Source organism: Pseudomonas sp. YeP6b, from assembly GCF_025642995.1.
Classification (GTDB): Bacteria; Pseudomonadota; Gammaproteobacteria; order Pseudomonadales; family Pseudomonadaceae; genus Aquipseudomonas.
In genome coordinates, this window is the sequence record NZ_CP080090.1 from 156,678 (window position 1) to 173,313 (window position 16,636).

Annotated in this window: 16 protein-coding genes; 7 read left to right on the top strand and 9 right to left on the bottom strand. The window is 62.1% G+C overall.

Annotated elements, in window-relative coordinates; genetic code table 11:
- Positions 1 to 26: 26 nt before the first annotated feature.
- The 8 genes from cfaB to hflK (KZH41_RS00735) form a co-directional block, all read right to left on the bottom strand.
- A complete protein-coding gene (gene cfaB / locus KZH41_RS00700; protein ID WP_094949033.1) occupies positions 27 to 1,211 on the bottom strand; it encodes a C17 cyclopropane fatty acid synthase CfaB in 1,185 nt (394 codons plus the stop codon).
- An 86-nt stretch (positions 1,212 to 1,297) separates the two neighbouring features.
- Positions 1,298 to 2,086, bottom strand: a complete 789-nt coding sequence (locus KZH41_RS00705) for a DNA-binding domain-containing protein (RefSeq protein WP_263274210.1) — start codon at positions 2,084 to 2,086, stop codon at positions 1,298 to 1,300.
- Entirely contained in the window at positions 2,077 to 2,922 is an 846-nt protein-coding gene (locus tag KZH41_RS00710) for a DUF692 domain-containing protein (RefSeq protein ID WP_094949035.1), read from the bottom strand. The genes KZH41_RS00705 and KZH41_RS00710 overlap by 10 nt, the downstream gene beginning before the upstream one ends.
- A 67-nt stretch (positions 2,923 to 2,989) precedes the next feature.
- Positions 2,990 to 3,241, bottom strand: coding sequence for a hypothetical protein (locus KZH41_RS00715; RefSeq protein WP_094949036.1), 252 nt, complete (start codon positions 3,239 to 3,241; stop codon positions 2,990 to 2,992).
- 115 nt (positions 3,242 to 3,356) lie between these two features.
- Positions 3,357 to 5,243, bottom strand: a complete 1,887-nt coding sequence (locus tag KZH41_RS00720) for a cation-translocating P-type ATPase (protein WP_263274211.1) — start codon at positions 5,241 to 5,243, stop codon at positions 3,357 to 3,359.
- Positions 5,240 to 6,274 carry a protease modulator HflK gene (hflK, locus tag KZH41_RS00725; RefSeq protein WP_263274212.1) on the bottom strand — a complete coding sequence of 345 codons (1,035 nt, stop codon included), beginning with the start codon at positions 6,272 to 6,274 and terminating at the stop codon, positions 5,240 to 5,242. Before hflK (KZH41_RS00725) ends, KZH41_RS00720 begins: the two co-directional genes overlap by 4 nt.
- Entirely contained in the window at positions 6,271 to 7,260 is a 990-nt protein-coding gene (hflC, locus tag KZH41_RS00730) for a protease modulator HflC (RefSeq protein ID WP_242156156.1), read from the bottom strand. The genes hflK (KZH41_RS00725) and hflC overlap by 4 nt, the downstream gene beginning before the upstream one ends.
- 9 nt (positions 7,261 to 7,269) lie before the next feature.
- The gene (gene hflK / locus KZH41_RS00735; RefSeq protein ID WP_263274213.1) at positions 7,270 to 9,195 is read right to left on the bottom strand and encodes a protease modulator HflK; all 1,926 of its coding nucleotides are present in this window, start codon (positions 9,193 to 9,195) and stop codon (positions 7,270 to 7,272) included.
- Positions 9,196 to 9,498: 303 nt separating this feature from the next.
- Here hflK (KZH41_RS00735) and KZH41_RS00740 point away from each other — a divergent pair, with 303 nt between their 5' ends.
- Genes KZH41_RS00740 through KZH41_RS00765 form a run of 6 tightly spaced genes read left to right on the top strand, consistent with a single transcriptional unit; the run spans position 9,499 to position 15,179 of the window.
- Entirely contained in the window at positions 9,499 to 10,116 is a 618-nt protein-coding gene (locus KZH41_RS00740; protein ID WP_094949041.1) for a CDP-alcohol phosphatidyltransferase family protein, read from the top strand.
- Positions 10,117 to 10,126: 10 nt separating this feature from the next.
- A complete protein-coding gene (locus tag KZH41_RS00745) occupies positions 10,127 to 11,881 on the top strand; it encodes a bifunctional alpha/beta hydrolase/class I SAM-dependent methyltransferase (protein ID WP_242153581.1) in 1,755 nt (584 codons plus the stop codon).
- Between the two features lie 2 nt (positions 11,882 to 11,883).
- Positions 11,884 to 13,182: a phosphatase PAP2/dual specificity phosphatase family protein gene (locus KZH41_RS00750; RefSeq protein ID WP_263274214.1), complete on the top strand. Its 1,299-nt coding sequence runs from the start codon at positions 11,884 to 11,886 to the stop codon at positions 13,180 to 13,182.
- Complete coding sequence (locus tag KZH41_RS00755) at positions 13,172 to 13,615, top strand: hypothetical protein (protein WP_263274215.1); 444 nt, start codon at positions 13,172 to 13,174, stop codon at positions 13,613 to 13,615. The genes KZH41_RS00750 and KZH41_RS00755 overlap by 11 nt, the downstream gene beginning before the upstream one ends.
- Positions 13,616 to 13,624: 9 nt before the next feature.
- Positions 13,625 to 14,245, top strand: coding sequence for a lysophospholipid acyltransferase family protein (locus tag KZH41_RS00760; RefSeq protein WP_094949045.1), 621 nt, complete (start codon positions 13,625 to 13,627; stop codon positions 14,243 to 14,245).
- A 1-nt stretch (position 14,246) separates the two neighbouring features.
- Positions 14,247 to 15,179, top strand: a complete 933-nt coding sequence (locus KZH41_RS00765) for a phosphatidate cytidylyltransferase (RefSeq protein WP_094949046.1) — start codon at positions 14,247 to 14,249, stop codon at positions 15,177 to 15,179.
- 146 nt (positions 15,180 to 15,325) lie between these two features.
- Here the strand turns inward: KZH41_RS00765 and KZH41_RS00770 are convergent, their stop codons facing one another.
- On the bottom strand, positions 15,326 to 15,808 hold the full coding sequence (locus KZH41_RS00770; protein WP_016978705.1) for an Lrp/AsnC family transcriptional regulator: 483 nt from the start codon (positions 15,806 to 15,808) through the stop codon (positions 15,326 to 15,328).
- A gap of 127 nt (positions 15,809 to 15,935) precedes the next feature.
- Here KZH41_RS00770 and KZH41_RS00775 point away from each other — a divergent pair, with 127 nt between their 5' ends.
- Positions 15,936 to 16,565 (top strand): LysE family translocator, encoded by a 630-nt coding sequence (locus KZH41_RS00775; protein WP_263274216.1) that lies wholly within the window; start codon positions 15,936 to 15,938, stop codon positions 16,563 to 16,565.
- The last annotated feature ends 71 nt before the right edge of the window (positions 16,566 to 16,636 follow it).

Genomic DNA, 16,636 nt, shown 5'->3' on the forward strand with positions numbered 1-16,636 from the left:
TTTTTTAGACCTTCTGTGTTCCTAAGTCAGCGGTAGATATCTTCCCGCGTCCACGGCAGTTCATGGCTGCCATCGGCATGCGGTTTTACCGCCAATATCTGGTGCAAATTGATCCAGCCCCGCGCAAACGCATACGCGCAACCCGCCAAATACAGCCGCCAGATGCGTAACGCTTGCTCCGGCACCCTCTTCGCCGCCGCTTCCAGGTTGTCTTCCAGGCGCTCGCTCCAATGGTCCAGCGTGCGCGCGTAGTGCAGGCGCAGGCTTTCGACGTCGACCACTTCCAGCCCGACCTCGCTGATTTCCGCCGTCATCATCGCCAGGTGCGGCAGCTCGCCGTTGGGGAACACATAACGCTCGATAAACTCCCCGGCGCCACGGCCAACTGGGCGGCCGTCGATGTGTTTAGCAGTAATGCCGTGGTTCATCACCAGGCCGCCTTCACGCACTGCGCCAAACAGGACCTTGCAGTACTGCGCCAGGTTGGCGTGGCCGACGTGTTCAAACATGCCCACGCTCACCACTTTGTCGAAACGACCGTCTTGCGGCAGGTCGCGGTAGTCGAGCAGTTGCAGGTCCACCTGGCCTTCCAGGCCCTCGGCTTTGACCCGTTCCCGGGCCAACTCCAGTTGTTCCTTGCTCAGGGTGATGCCAAACACTTTGACCCCGAACTCACGCGCCGCAAACCGCGCCAGCCCGCCCCAACCGCAGCCTACGTCGAGCAAATACTCACCCGGCTGCAAGCGCAACTTGCGGCACAGATGGCGAAATTTGTCTTGTTGAGCTTGATCGATGGATTCGCTGCCGGTTTCGAAATAACCGCAGGAGTACGCCATGTCCTGGTCCAGCCACAGCTGGTAGAACTCGTTGGACAGGTCGTAATGGTAGGAAATGGCCGCTGCGTCAGTGGCCTTGTCGTGGATCGAGCGCACCGGACGACTCCCCTCGTCGTCATCAATCAGGGCGTGACTCAACTCGTCACACACCCGGATCACTTCGGTGATGGAGCCTTCCAGCTCCAATTTGCCCTCGACGAAGGCTTCGCCCAATGAGTCGAGCGTTGGATGGGTCAGACTGGACACAAACGTGGGGTCCTTCACCACGATGGTCACACTGGGCTCGGGGCCCAAGTTGAATTCATGGCCGTCCCAGAGTCGAAGACGTAGCGGTAGCTTAAGATTCTGTAAGGCCGGTGGAAGTTGCGCGAGCATGAGTAATCCCCCTTGTTTCAGACGTCTGGTTTGAGGGTAGACCATCCGAAGACAAAGTAGGAGGCTATCGAATTGATAGCGCTATTCTATAGGCCTCGTCGCTCGAGCAAACCGTCCTGGATCCACTGTTTCAGCCACGTAACCGCTTGCAGTGGCGCACCCTCTCCAGTAGTGACTGCCAACTCTGCGCACAGTTCTGAAAAACTCCAGCCAGTGGTCACCATTCCCGCCAACGCGCAGGCTTCGGCCGGCTCCAGGCTGCGGTAATGGCACACGTTCTGGTGACGCCACACCAGGCAAATCTGCGCCAATTCCAATGCCTGGCTGTCAGGGAAATCCGACTCATCTTTGCTGGCTCGCCAGATCGCCACGCTGTTGAAATGGCACAGCACCTGCTGCACCGACGGCGCCAGGGTGACCTGCAAACCCGGCCAGTCTTCGGGTGCCAATTGCGCCATGTCATTCAGGCTCAGCGGCTCGCCCTGCGGCGCGTCAAAGGCCAGGGTAAACGCCCACTCCAACCGCGCCAGCTCGGCCAGCGGCGCGCTTTGCTCAGCCACCAGATGCTCAACGAGAAACGCCGGGAACCGCTCGCCCAGCCATCGCAGGCTGTAATGGGCAGACGGATAACGCCGCACATAGGCGTGTGTCAGTAACGCGAATTCATCGTCCCCCAGCCAATACCAGATGGCGCCGAAGTCATGCCGCAACACTTCTTGCAGTCGGGCGACATAGGCGTTGTGATAAATCGCCAGGCCCGTGTCCACGTCCAGGGTCGGCCCGCCCAGCAAGGCGGCGGCAAAACAATGGTTGGCCACCGAGGTTTCGCACAATAGATGCTGTTCAAAGGCCAGCTGCCAATCAATCAGGCGCATAACGCCCTCCTGGCCAACGCGGCAGCGCCCAGTTCACGGGCCTTGCTCAGCTCGGTGAGCAGCTCTTCGAAAGGTGGGAAATGGTCATCGCGCTCCAACAACGTCGACACCGGCCCCAACAGCTCCAGCGTTTGCTGATAAAGCGCCCACACCGGGTCGCAGACCGGATGGTCGTGGGTATCGACCACGTAATCGCCGTAATCCATATGCCCGGCCAAGTGCAGCTGGCGAATGCTTTCGGGCGGCAGGCTGCGGATAAAGGTCCAGGCGTCGAACCCGTGATTACGCGAGCTGACATACACATTGTTGACGTCCAGCAACAGCTGGCAGCCCGTGAGATGAGCCAAGGCATTGAGGAATTCCCACTCGGTGAATTCATCCGCCTTGGAGCGCACGTAGCTGGAGACATTTTCCAATACTAACGGGCGCTGTAACACGTCCTGCACTTGGCGCACGCGGCCGGCTACGTGATAAAGGCTTTCTTCGGTGTAAGGCAGTGGCAGCAAGTCGTGCAATTGGTGCGCACTGCCACGGCTCCAGCACAGGTGATCGGAAATCCACGCGGGCTGAATGCGCTCGGCGAGCTGTTTGATTTGTTTGAGGTAATCGATATCGAGGGCATGCGGCCCACCGATGGACAGGGACACACCGTGCATCACCAAGGGATAACGCTCGGCTATCGCGTCCAGGTAATACAAGGCTTTACCGCCCTGGACCAGATAATTCTCGGAGATCACTTCGAACCAATCCACGGCCGGCGATTGTTCAAGGATCTGCTGGTAGTACTCACTGCGTAAACCCAGGCCGTAACCCAGACTTGGAAGGGACGCGGACATGACTCACTCCAAGGCAAAGTGTCCGCAGCGGTGGGGGGCATCCGCTGCGGGTGCACTTGGTTGCCGGTTATTCGCCGACGGTGCCGCCTTTCTGGTCGCACATGGCTTTGCTCATGGAGAGGAAGCCCTGGCCTTTGCAAGAACCCTGACCTTTGCACGCGTGGTCTTTGGTTTTGCAGTCGTTCTGGCCTTTGCAAGCGTTGACGCCATAGCAATGCACAGCGGTATCAGCGGCTTGAGCCTGAGTGGCAACACCAGCAAACATAGTAGCGGCGGCCATTGCGAGGGCGGCACCAGCAGCAGCGGATTTGATGTTCATCGTGTATTCCTCATGATCGGTAGTGGAGCCGGTCTGAACGGATTGTTCAGTCTCGACATACCACTAGAGTGAGGTCCCTTATCCGCGTTACAGCCGTGTGCAAATATTTCTAAAATTAATCGTCGAGCTTCAAAAGCGGCTCCTGAAAGCGCAGCAAACGCCCGGCGTTGCCCAGTACCAGCAAGGTGCTGAGGTTATGCAACACCGCCGCAATCATCGCGCCTGCGGCCCCCAGCCAGCCAAACGCGGCGAACACGACGATGGCCAAGGTCCAACCCAAACCGATGATCACGTTGACCTGCAACGTATGGCGGCACTGGCGACTCAAACGCACACAGGTGCCCAGGCGGCGCAGATCGCTACCGATCAACACCACATCCGCCGAAGCGAGTGCAATGTCCGCCCCGCCCGCGCCCATCGCCACGCCGACCACGCCCGCCTTGAGCGCCAGCGAGTCGTTGATACCGTCACCGACCACCATCGGGCGGAAGCCGCTGCTGATTTCCCCCAGCACGCGGTTGAGTTTGTCTTCCGGCAGCGCCTGGGCTTCGACGTCGCTGATGCCCACGTCCAGCGCCAGGCTGTCCGCCACGCTTTGACGGTCGCCGGTCAGCAGCAGTTGGCGGCCCAGGCCCAAGTCCCGCAGTTCTTGCAGTGCCTGACGCGCTTCCGGCTTGACGCTGTCAGCCAGCAACAGCCAGGCGAGAAATTGCCCGTTCAGTGCCAACCCGGCAGTCGGCCCGTCATGGTTCGGGACTGCGGTAGTGGTAATACCCAGTTGCTCAAACAACTCCGGGCGCCCCAAGGCCGCTTCGCCCTGCTCGGTCTGCGCCACCACGCCAAGCCCCTGACGTTCGCGGATATCCGTGAGCCCCAGCATTTGTTCCTGCGTCGCCAACCCCGCCAGCGCACGGCTGACCGGGTGACTGCTGGCCGAACCCAGGCTGGCCGCCAGGTTCAGCAGCACCTGCCGATCCGGCGCCGTGGTTTCGACAGATTGCAGGCGCAGCGTGCCAAAAGTCAGCGTGCCGGTCTTATCCACAACCAACGACGTCAGGTCCGCCAGCTCTTCGAGGAACGCCGAGCTGCGAATCAAAATCCCGTGCCGCGCCGCCACCGCAATCCCGGCAATCGCCGTGGCCGGTGCCGACAGCACCAACGCACACGGGCACGCCGCCACCAGCACGGCGAGCATAGCCTGCGCGTCATTGGTCACAAACCAGGTCACCGCCGCCAGCAGCAATACCAGCACCATATAGCTGCCGGCGTAACGCTCTAGCAGCCGCGTGATCGGCGGCTTGGAACGCTCGGCGTTCTGCATCAGCGCGATAACCTTGCCCAAGGTCGATTCATTACCCGTACGGGTCACTTCAAGGCGCAGCAAACCGTCGAGGTTGATCGCGCCACCAAACACCTGCACGCCGACACTGGCTTCCAGCGGCACCGACTCACCCGTAATGGGCGCCGTGTCCAGGCTCGCCTGGCCCGACAGCACCACGCCATCGGCGGGCACGCGGTCACCGGCACGCACTTCGACGATATCGCCCGTGTTCAGCGTGCCGTTATCCACTTCCACAATGCTGCCGTCAGCCTGCACCAAACGCGCGTGGCTGCGGGTCAGCTTGCCCAGCGCATGAATCGCTTCCTGGGAGCCGATGACGCTGCGCTCTTCCAGCACATGGCCGAAAATCATGATGATCGGCAGCAAGGCGGCGGTCAGCAGGTCGCCCGTGGCCCACGCGCCAATCATCGCCAGGGCGATCAACTGGTCGGTGATGCCATGCAGGCTCGGGTAACGCAGGCTGTACCAGGCCGAGCGCATCACCGGCACGGCCACCAGTAAGGAGGCGACCCCAAGCAGCAGTTGGCTCACACCGTTCTGGTCCGGCGCCAGCCAGCGCCACACCAACCCCAATACCAGCAAGCCCAACGCCAACATGGCCAGGGTCAATTGCCGGGCAGCACTGCGCTGCTCGGCGGACGTCAGCATAGGCGCGCTCATTGTTCGGCTCCCTGAATGATCAAACGGGAGTCGTCTTTAGGATCGACCGTGGTCACGGAACCGGCCTGGCCAAGAATCTTCGGCAGGCGCTCGCGGTACAGCCGTAGCATCAAGCCCGGGTCTTTGACCTGGGCCAGGCTTGCGACGGTGGCGGTTTGCGCCTGGGCATTGGCCAGGCGCTCACTGGCCTGGGCGTGGGCGACTTGCACCACGCGGTCGGCCTCTTGGGTGGCGGTTTGGGTGAGTTTTTCCGCGTCGGTACGCGCATTGGCCACGGCTTTGTCGGCTTGCTGGCTGGCAGTCAGCACTGCGTTGAATGCATTCACCGCCGGGCCCGGCAGGCTCGATTGCACATCGACACGGGTCACTTCGATGCCCAGTCCCAAACCGGTGGAAGCCAACTCCGCCAGACGCTTATTGATGCCTTGCACCAGATCACCACGCAGCCGCTCACGACGCTCGGCGGCGCCATTATCGCTGCCGATCAATTCCGGGCGCGCCACCAGAATCGTGTCCAGATCGCGCGCGGCCGTCAGGGCCACGGCGCTGCGCGTCACCAGGCGGTCCAACGCCGGCAGCACATGCTCGCCTTGCAGCACAAACGCGTAGGGTTCGGTGACCTTGTAAAACACCCGCACATCCAGCTGCACCACCCCAGCATCGCCGGTCAGCAGGTAGCCGGAGCCGGCCAGTGCGTCGCTTAACGGCGTGGCAAAACTGGCCACGCGGTCGGCCTGCGTTGCCGCGTCGGAACGCAGAAGGTTCTCCACGCGACGTTCGATCACGCGGTCCGCCGCTGGCAACAGCACCACGTGCTCGAACGGCTGCGGCCACGCCAGCAGCAACCCGGCATTTTGAATACGGTCCAGCGCGCCGAAGTGCAACACCACCGCACGGTTCTGCGGGTCGATCTGGCGCACATTGGAAAACGCCCAGGCCAACGCCGCCAACACGGTCACCGCGTACAACGCCAGGAAGGTCAGGCGCCCAGCCTGGATCCATGGGCTGTCCGGGCTGTCACGCTCACTCATGGTTGAACATCCTTCGGCCCATCGACCAGCGCGCGGAACGGCGCAGCGTCGGTGCGCAGGATGATCTTGGTGCCCGGCGTCACCACCGTGCCCAAAGTGTCCAGCGAGCGCAGCAAGTTATACAGCTGCGGATTACCGGCGTAGGCACGCCCATAAATCTGTGCGGCTTCGACCCGCGACTGCGCCTCGATGTCGGCGGCTTTCACGGTGGCATCAGCCTGCACGATGCGCGCATCACGCTCGGCGGCGGAGCGAATCTGCGCCGCTTCACGTTTGCCCACGGCCGTGCGCTCGGTGGCGATGGTTTCGCGCTCGGCACGCATGCGGTCGACGGTGGCGGTGAGCGTCACCGACGGCAGCGTCAGGCGCTCGACACCGACTTGCACCACGCGCACGCCATAAGTGGTGAGCAATTGTTGATCAATCTGCTGGCGCAACTGCGCCTCGAAATCAGTGATGCGCACTTGGCTGGCGTCGGTGTTGATCAGGCTGGACAGGTCGAAACTCGCGGCGGTGGTTTCCAGCGCCGAGCCGACGAACGTGCGAATCTGCCGCGCCGCTTCATCCGGCTGGTTCTGCACCGCACGCATAAAGCGCTGCACATTGTCGGCATCACCCTGCACCTGCCACGCCACATAGGCTTGCACGATGATGCGCAGGCCATCGCGAGTGCCCACATCCTGCAAACCGCTGGAGGTGGTGCGCAAGCGCAGGTCCACCGGGATCGCCGCTTCGAACGGCGCCGGCCAGCGCCAGCCCAGGCCCGGTTCCAGCAGCACCCGCGACGGGTTGCCGAACCGCGTAATCACCGTGGCTTCGCCGGAACGCACCTGCACCAGGCTGGCGGCTGCTACCGCAAACAGCACCAGCAACACCGCCCAGGCCATGCGCCGCCAAGGGAACGGGCCAGCCGCTTGCTCATCACCGTGGTGGTGATGGTGGTGGCCGTGATGATGACCGTGATCGTGAGAATGAGCGCTCAACAGACAGACTCCTTATTGAACGGCTTTACGCGGCGCCATCGGGTCGGCCGGCAAAGTAAAAGAACGCAGATCAATCGTCGGTGCGCCATCGGCGCCTAGGCGGTGATCCAGAATAAGCAGCTTGGCGTGGGCCAAGCCTTGGCTGAGTTGGCCGAGGTACTGTTCCAGCACGAAGGCCTGGCCTGCAGCGGCGTAGGCCTTTTGCTCAGCGGTAAAACGCAGGTCGGCCGCTTGGGCACCGGCATTCACTTCGCGCGCGGTGGCCAACGCCTGATCGCGCGCGGTGCTGGCTTGCAGCAAGGCTTGGTTGGTCTGTTCGCTGGCGGCGCCGCGCTCGCGGGAGATCAGCGCCTGGGCGCCGATCTGGGCAGCCTGCACGGCGTGGTAGGCATTGGCGGCGCCGGCCGGTGGGTGAATCGCTTCCACCACCGTGGCTAAAATTTCTACGCCACTGTTGAGTTTCTGCAAATCCGCCTGCACCGAGCGGCCGATTTCATCGGCCAGTTGGGTGCGTTGCTCACCGAGCAATTCGTCGAGGGTGCGCGAGGCAAAATCGTGAACCAGGATACGGCTGGCGGTGCTGCGGATCAGCGTCGGCACATCCGCGCTGTTATAGGTGGCGGCCAGCGCGGCCTGATCAGTCAGGCCAATGCGGTAGACGAAACGCACGTCCATATTGACGATCTGGAAGCTCTGCTTGTCGCCGCTGCTGCTGGCAATTACCTGGGCTTTGTCATTCACATGGCTGGCGTCCCACAGCCGGTTGGCGATCAGTGGCGCCGGGCCTTCAGCAGAAACCAGCTCAGGTGGGGAGCCGTCGCTGACGCTGGTGGCCAGTTCATGCACCACGCCATTTTCGATGTTGATGACGCGGCCCAACGGCCAGGGCAACCCGGCATGCAAGCCAGGGCCGAACACTTCCACCGGTTTGCCGAAGCGCTCATAAATCCCACGGCCTTGCAGGGGCACTTCATGCACACCGGTCAGCGCCCAGCCGACCGCCAGCACCACCAGCAACACCGGCAGGAAAGCCCTGCGCATGTAGGTAAACGCCCAGATCTGGCGCAGGTCGATGCCGAAGCGGTTGTGCAATTCGTGCTGCAACGCCAGCAAGGGTCGTGGCGGCCAGCGCAGCAAGTCGGCGATAAAACTTTGCGCCATCAAGCGCGGTTCGAGGCGCGGCTGGCGTGGGCTGAACAACGACAGTACGGCCCTGAGCAAAAACTCCACGGCGACCAGCCCGGGCAGCAGGCCGATCAGCACGGCCAGGCGCAATGGCCAAACAGATTCCGCGCCGGCAAACAGCAGGCAGATCGCACTGACCACCAAACAGGCAATCGCCACCCGGCTCAACTGCGCCAGCTGTGACGCCTCCGGCCATTGCGCGGCGGTTTCCTGAGCCAGGCGGCGCTCGAACACCAACAAACCAAAGGCCAATGCCAGCCCCAACGCAGCGCCAATACTCGCCGATTGCCCCACAGCCGCAGCGGGCAGCGCCAGGTTCCAGAACTCGATAATGCTGACCAACGCCAGCAACGACCAGCCGCTCAGCCACAACACCGGCGCGCCAATCTGCGCCAGCAGGCCGCGGCCAAAACGTGCGACAAATCGCGCGTACCAGCCGGCGTCTTCAACGGGCGGTTCGATCAACTCAACCGTCGGTTCTTCCAGCGCCAGGGCCCGCCAATCGGCGACCCACCATGCCGACTGCAGGCCCGCCACCAACACCCACAAGGCCGACGCGCAGTTGATCAGCACCACCGGCCAGATCGACAGCGGCGCAAACAGGGCGACAAACAACGCCAGCACCCAACCGGAAACGGCCAGCGCCGTCAGGCTGATACCGGCCTGGCGCAATCGACGGGCATGAAACAGCCCCTGCTGAAAACGCGGCAGGCCTTCCACCGAAGCGCCGTCAGCTTCTAGATCCACTTGCATCCACTCAACGCCCGCTCGCACACAATTCGTTACGATATAACACGCAGCGTGAAATTTTTGTTCGAAAACACCACAAACCCCCTGTGGCAGCGGGCTTGCTCGCGATGGCGGTCTGCCGCTTATCGATGTTTAGTCTGATACACCGCTATCGCGGGCAAGCCCGCTCCCACATTTGTCCTTCATTGCATTCGAGATCGTGACTAACCCCCCAGAAACACGAGCCATCACTGGTGTAAGCACGGATAAATCGGCACACTCCAAACAGTTTTTCGCGGGTCCATGGACTAGGAAGCGTCACCTCTCATGATTTCGATCTATCAGCTCAAGCCGCGTTTTCAAAACCTGCTGCGCCCTCTGGTGCAACGTCTCTACGACAACGGCACCACTGCCAACCAGATCACCGTGCTGGCTGGCTTGGTTTCCTTGTTGGTCGGCTTGCTGATCGCAGGCTTTGCCCAACACCTCTGGCTGTTTGCGCTGATCCCGCTGTGGATGATCCTGCGCATGGCCCTCAACGCCATTGACGGCATGCTCGCCCGCGAATTCGGCCAGCAGTCGCGCCTGGGCGCCTACCTCAATGAACTGTGCGACGTGATCGCCGACAGCGCGCTGATCCTGCCCTTTGCATTAATCCCCGGCGTGAGCCTGGCGCCGGTGCTGCTGGTCACGTTGCTGGCGGTGTTCAGCGAATACGCTGGTGTGCTCGGGCCAATGGTCGGTGCGTCGCGGCGCTACGACGGCCCGATGGGCAAGAGTGATCGCGCGTTTGTACTCGGCGTGTTGGCCACCGGCGTGGCCTTGGGCTGGCTCGGCGCGGGTTGGGTCGACACGGTGATGTGGCTGGTTGCCGCCCTGCTCGCCTACACCTTGGTCAACCGTGTACGCCAAGGCCTTAAAGAAACGACGTCCCCTTCTGCATAAGGAATTTGCGATGCGCGAACAGCAAGAGCACAGCTTCAGTACCCACGATGGCGTCGAGCTTTTCTACCGGCACTGGCCGGCCACCGCGCCGCTTGGCGATGAGCCGCGCAAGGCGATCCTGCTGTTCCATCGCGGCCACGAGCATTCGGGGCGTATTGCCCACTTGGTCGATGAACTCGACCTGCCGCAGTTCGACTTCTTCGCCTGGGACGCTCGTGGTCACGGTCAATCCCCCGGCGCACGCGGTGACAGCCCCAGCTTCGCCACCAGTGCCCGCGACGTGCAGACCTTTCGCGACCACATCGGCGCCACTTACGGCATTGAAGAAGAAAATAGCGCAGTGATCGCCCAAAGCGTCGGTGCAGTGATCGCGGCCACGTGGGTGCACGATTACGCGCCGAAAATCCGCGCGTTGGTGCTCGCCTCCCCGGCCTTCAAGGTCAAGCTCTACGTGCCGTTCGCACGGCCGGGCCTGGCGTTGATGCGCAAGTTTCGCGGCAACTTTTTCGTCAACAGCTACGTCAAGGCCAAGTTCCTCAGCCATGACCCTGAACGCGTGGCGTCCTACGACAGCGACCCGCTGATCACCAAGGCGATTTCGGTGAATGTGCTGCTTGGCCTGTACGAAGCCGCCGACCGCGTTGTAGCCGATGCCCAGGCGATCCAGGTGCCGACCCAACTGCTGATCTCCGGCTCCGACTTTGTGGTGCACCGCAAACCCCAGCAGCAATTTTTCGACCGCCTCGGCAGCCTGAAAAAAGAACTGCACATCCTGCCCGGCTTCTTCCACGACACCCTCGGCGAGCGCGACCGCGCCGTGGCCGTGAGCAGCGCCAAGCGCTTTATCCTGCAGAACTTTGCCCACCCGCTGGACCGTGCCGCCCTACTCGACGCCGACAAACTCGGCGCCACCTGCGCCGAGTCCGAATCCCTCGCCGCGCCGCTGCCGCGCAATTCCCTGCGCGACCTGTACTGGCGCATGACCCGCGCCAGCATGGGCCTGGGCAAGAACTTGTCGGACGGGGTGAAGCTGGGCTTCGACACCGGCTTCGACTCCGGCAGCACCCTCGACTATGTGTACCGCAACACTCCCACCGGCAAGGGCGGGTTGGGGCGGATGATCGACACCAACTACCTCAACTCCATCGGCTGGCGCGGCATTCGCCAGCGCAAGTTGAACGTCGAAGAACTGCTGCGCCTGGCCATGGCCAAGTTGCGCAGCGATGATCGCGAAGTGCGCATTGTCGACATCGCTGCGGGCCACGGCCGCTACATTCTGGAAGCCTTGCAGGGTGTGTCGCCGTTGCCGGAATCGATCCTGCTGCGCGACTACAGCGACATCAACGTGCGTGACGGTAGCGCATTGATTCGTGAGAAAGGCCTGGGGGATATCGCCCAGTTCGTCAAAGGTGATGCGTTTGATCGCGCGGACCTGGCGGCGCTCGACCCCAAGCCGACGTTGGCGGTGGTGTCTGGTCTGTATGAATTGTTTGCCGATAACGCCATGGTCGGTGGCTCGTTGGCCGGTCTTGCCGAAGCCGTGGAGCCCGGCGGCTACCTGGTCTACACCGGCCAGCCGTGGCACCCGCAACTGGAACTGATCGCCCGCGCGTTGACCAGCCACCGCCAGGGCCAGGCCTGGGTGATGCGCCGACGCAGCCAGGCGGAGATGGATCAACTGGTCGAGGCGGCAGGCTTTCGCAAGATCACCCAGCGTGTGGATGAGTGGGGCATTTTCACCGTGTCCCTGGCGCAGAAGATCTGAGCATGCGCGAACCCGGTTTATTGAAACCTGCAGTCCTGTGGCTGTTGCTGTTGGCACCGCTGTTTTTCAGCACCTACGGCTTCGCCACCTGGGTCACCAGCCAGCGCAGCGACGTCGGCACGCTGGTGTTCGGCTGGGAAACCCATATGCCGTTCTGGGCCTGGACCATCGTGCCCTACTGGTCCATCGACCTGCTCTACGGCTTCTCCCTGCTGCTGCCCAATAGCCGCCATGAACTGAAACAACACGCGTTGCGCCTGCTGACGGCCCAGGTAATTGCCGTGAGCTGCTTCCTGATCTGGCCGCTGCGCTTCACGTTTGAACGGCCGGAGCTGGATGGCGTGTTCGGCTGGCTGTTTGCCGTGCTGGCGGGCTTCGACAAGCCATTCAACCAGGCGCCATCGCTGCACATCGCGCTGTTGGTGATCCTGTGGATCATGTACCAGCGCCACAGCCAAGGCTTTTGGCGCTGGGTGGTCCACGGTTGGTTCGCGTTGATCGGTATTTCGGTGCTGACCACTTATCAACATCACTTTATCGACTTACCCACAGGCGCCCTCGCCGGCTGGGTTTGCGTGTGGCTGTGGCCGTTGGAACACCCGAGCCCGCTGCTGAATGCGCGGCTTACGCGGGATAGAAAACGCTGGCGGCTAGGCGTGCGCTACGGCCTGGGCGCCTTGGCCTTGGTGATTCTCGCGTTGGTGCTCGGCGGTGGGTGGCTGTGGCTGCTGTGGCCAGCGGTTTCCCTGGGGTTGGTCAAGGCCAATTACTTCGTACTCGGCGCGCCGGGCTTTCAGAAACGCGCCGACGGCACCCTGACGCCTGCCGCGCGCTGGCTGTATGCGCCCTACTTGGCGGCGGCGTGGGTCAACTCGCGCCTGTGGACACGTAAACATCCACAGCCGGACCTGGTTGTGGATAACGTTTGGCTTGGGCGAATCCCCACGGTGGGTGAGCAAGGTTCATTCAAGGCCATCGTCGATCTGTGCGCCGAATTACCGATTAATCCACAGGGCCGCTCTTATGAATGCGTCCCCGTGCTGGACCTGATCGCGCCGACACCCGCCGAATGCCTGCAAGCCGCCCAGGCCATTGAACGCCTGCGCGCAAGCGGGCCGTTATTGGTGTGTTGCGCCCTCGGCTATTCACGCAGCGCCACGGCCGTCGCCGCGTGGCTGCTGCACAGCGGGCGCGCGGCAACGGTGGATGAGGCACTGGCTGTTATTCGTACAGCGCGCGCCAACGTGGTCCTGCATCCCGCTCACCGTGAAGCTCTGGAGGGTTTAGCCCATGCCCGCTGATATGGAACTCCAAGTGGTTGCCAGCCTGCTGCGTCGCGGCCGCTCGCTGGATCAGTTATCCACAGGCCTGACGCTGCTCGGCGTGTTATTCGGCCTGGCCCAACTGCTGTTGGCGAGTATTTCGCCGATCTGCCTGCTGCTCAGCCTGTGGATGATTACCCTCGGGCTGCTGCAAAAGTACTGGGCGCTGCGGGTAGCCTTCGATGCGGATCTATTCGCCCTGCTGGCGCGTGACACCGAGCGCACCCCGGACCTCGATCAAGCCCTGCAAACCCTTGGCTTGCAATCGGCCAAACGCGTCGGCCGGCCTTGGACCGAACGCCGTCGCGGCGCCCTCAAACTGCTGCGCAAGCAAGCCTGGCTCTTGGGCGCGCAAGTATTGCTGACCCTGGCCGTGATCCTCGCCAGCCCTTGGCTACCTTTCGCCGGATAAGGAATCCCCATGTTCGAACCCGTGGTTGCCACCCTGATTACCTCAATGGCCCGCACCGTGACCGGCGCCCGCAGCCTGTGGCTGGGTTGCGCGCCGGTGCCGGTGCAACGCATCTATTTTGCCAACCACAGCAGCCACGGCGACTTTGTGCTGGTGTGGGCGTCGTTGCCACAGAACCTGCGCAAATTCACGCGCCCGGTGGCCGGCAGCGACTACTGGAACAAAAGCGCGCTGCGCCGCTACATCATCAACCGCGTGTTCAACGGCGTGCTGATCGATCGCGAACGCAAAGACCCTGTGGATAACCCTTTGCAGCCCATGCTCGCCGCGCTGGAAGGCGGTGACTCGTTGATCATCTTCCCCGAGGGCACGCGCAATCTCGAAGACGGCTTGCTGCCCTTCAAGAGCGGCTTGTATCACCTGGCAAAAAGTTACCCACAGGCGGAACTGATTCCGGTGTGGATCGCCAACCTCAACCGGGTCATGCCCAAGGGCCGGGTCTTGCCGCTGCCTTTGTTGTGCACCACGAGCTTCGGCGCGCCGCTGCAATTGGAAGACGACGAAGACAAATCCGCCTTCCTCGCCCGCACCCGCGACGCCCTGCTCGCCCTTGCCCCGGAGCATGTCTGACATGGATAGCCAAACCCTGATGTTGTTCGGCGGAATCGGCGCCATCCTGGTGCTCGCCTCGCTGATCGGCCTGATCCTCAAGCTGCGCACCCGTGGCACGCCGAATGCGGTAATCGACAACCTCAACGCCCGCATCAACGCCTGGTGGGTGATGGTGGTGGTGATTGGCATCGCCTTCTGGCTCGGCACCGGCGCGGTGATCCTGCTGTTCTACGCGGTGTCGTTCTACGCCCTGCGCGAGTTCCTCACCCTCACCCCAACCCGCCGCAGTGACTACCCGGCGCTGGTGGCCGCGTTCTACCTGGCGTTGCCGCTGCAATACCTGCTGATCTATGCCGACTGGTACGGGCTGTTCTCGATCTTCATCCCGGTGTACCTGTTCCTGCTGCTGCCGATCCTCGCTTCGCTGGGCGGCGACAGCACACACTTCCTGGAACGCGCATCGAAGGTGCAATGGGGCCTGATGATCGCAGTGTTCTGCGTGTCGTTCGTACCGGCCCTGCTGACCCTCGACATCCCTGGCTACGAAGGCCGCAACCTGTTGCTGATCGCCTACCTGGTGATCGTGGTGCAACTGTCGGACGTGCTGCAGTACGTGTGCGGCAAGCTGTTCGGCAAACACAAGATCGCGCCCAACCTGTCACCGTCCAAAACCGTCGAAGGCTTTGTTGGCGGGATTCTGCTGTCCTCCCTGATCGGCGCAGCGCTGTGGTGGACCACGCCGTTTAACCCGTGGCAGTCGTTCTTGATCGCGCTGCTGATCAACCTGCTCGGGTTTGCCGGCGGCATTGTGATGTCAGCCATCAAGCGCGACCGCGGCGTGAAGGATTGGGGGCATATGATCGAAGGGCACGGCGGCATGCTGGATCGGCTGGATTCAGTGTGTTTTGCCGCGCCGATTTTCTTTCACCTAGTGCGGTACTGGTGGACCTGAGAAATACACCCTCAAGCCCAAAGCGGATCAACTGTGGGAGCTGGCTTGCCTGCGATGGCGGTGGGTCAGCAACTCATCTGTTGACTGATACACCTCTATCGCAGGCAAGCCAGCTCCCACGGTTGTTTTGCGGTGTTTCCAAGTATTCAGCCTGGCAAATGCCCCAGGGGCAAGGCGCCTGGGGTTTTCACGGTCTGGATCGCGAAGTTGCTGCGGATATCCCTCACGCCCGGCAGCTTCAGCAGGCTCCCAGTAACAAACCGCTCATACCCACGCAAATCCGGCACCACCACCTGCAATAGAAAATCCGACTCGCCCGACACTAAAAAAGCCGAGATCACCTCGGGCAACGCCGTCACCGCCTCACGAAACGCATTCGCCTCGGTGTCGTTATGCCGTTCCACCTTCACGCCGACAAACACCATCATGCCCAAGCCGACTTCATCGCGATCCAGCGTCGCCTGATAGCCGCGAATCACCCCGGCCTCTTCCAACAGCCGCACGCGCCGCAAGCAAGGTGAGGCAGACAGGCCGATCTCATCAGCCAGTTGCACATTGCTCAGGCGCCCGTCCCGTTGCAGGGCTTCAAGAATCTTGCGGTCAAAGGCATCGAGTTTTAGATTTGGCATAAATGAATGGTCGCTGGCTTTATAAGTGGCAGATAGTGCCAAGACTAGACGCTTTTCTAGCTGACTACGCAAGCACCTGCCTCGCCCTCCCGCCCTAGAATTAGCCGACAATTGAAGGGGGTGAAACATGGCGCAGCTCTGGTTATTTTTGGTGGCGCTGTCGGTGGTGTATCTGCTGCCGGGGCCGGACATGATCTTGTTGCTGCAAACCGGCGCGCGCCAGGGCAAGGCATTGGCGCTGACCACGGCAATCGGTTTGGGACTAGCGCGGGCGTGCCACGTGGCGTTGGCAGGCATGGGGCTGGCGACCTTGTTCAAGGTGGCGCCATGGACCTTTGATGTGGTGCGCCTGGGTGGCGCGGCCTATCTGTTATGGCTGGGCGTGCAATGCCTGCGCACCAATATGCTGCCAGCGCTCGAAGCCTCTCACGGCGCCCCGCCAGCCCATGCCTGGCGCGCGGCCTTTCAACGCGGCCTGCTGACCAATCTGCTCAACCCCAAGGCCCTGTTGTTCTGCTCGGTGCTGCTGCCGCAATTCATCAACCCGCAAAGCGGCCCGGTGGCGGGGCAATTTGCGTTGCTGGGCGTGATCCTGGTGAGTGTCGGTTTCGTCTTCGATTGTTGCTACGCCCTGGCCGGCGCACGCATCGGCCGCTGGCTGGCACGTAATCGCTCGGCACAACGTATGCAGCAGTGGTTATTCGGCAGTCTGTTGATCGGTTTTGCGCTGCGTCTCACTTTTGTGCAGCACGCCTGAGCGCAGCGGTGTATCCACGTCATCTTTTGTATCAAAGACGCTGTAAGATACGCCGCACTTAGCCAGGGATG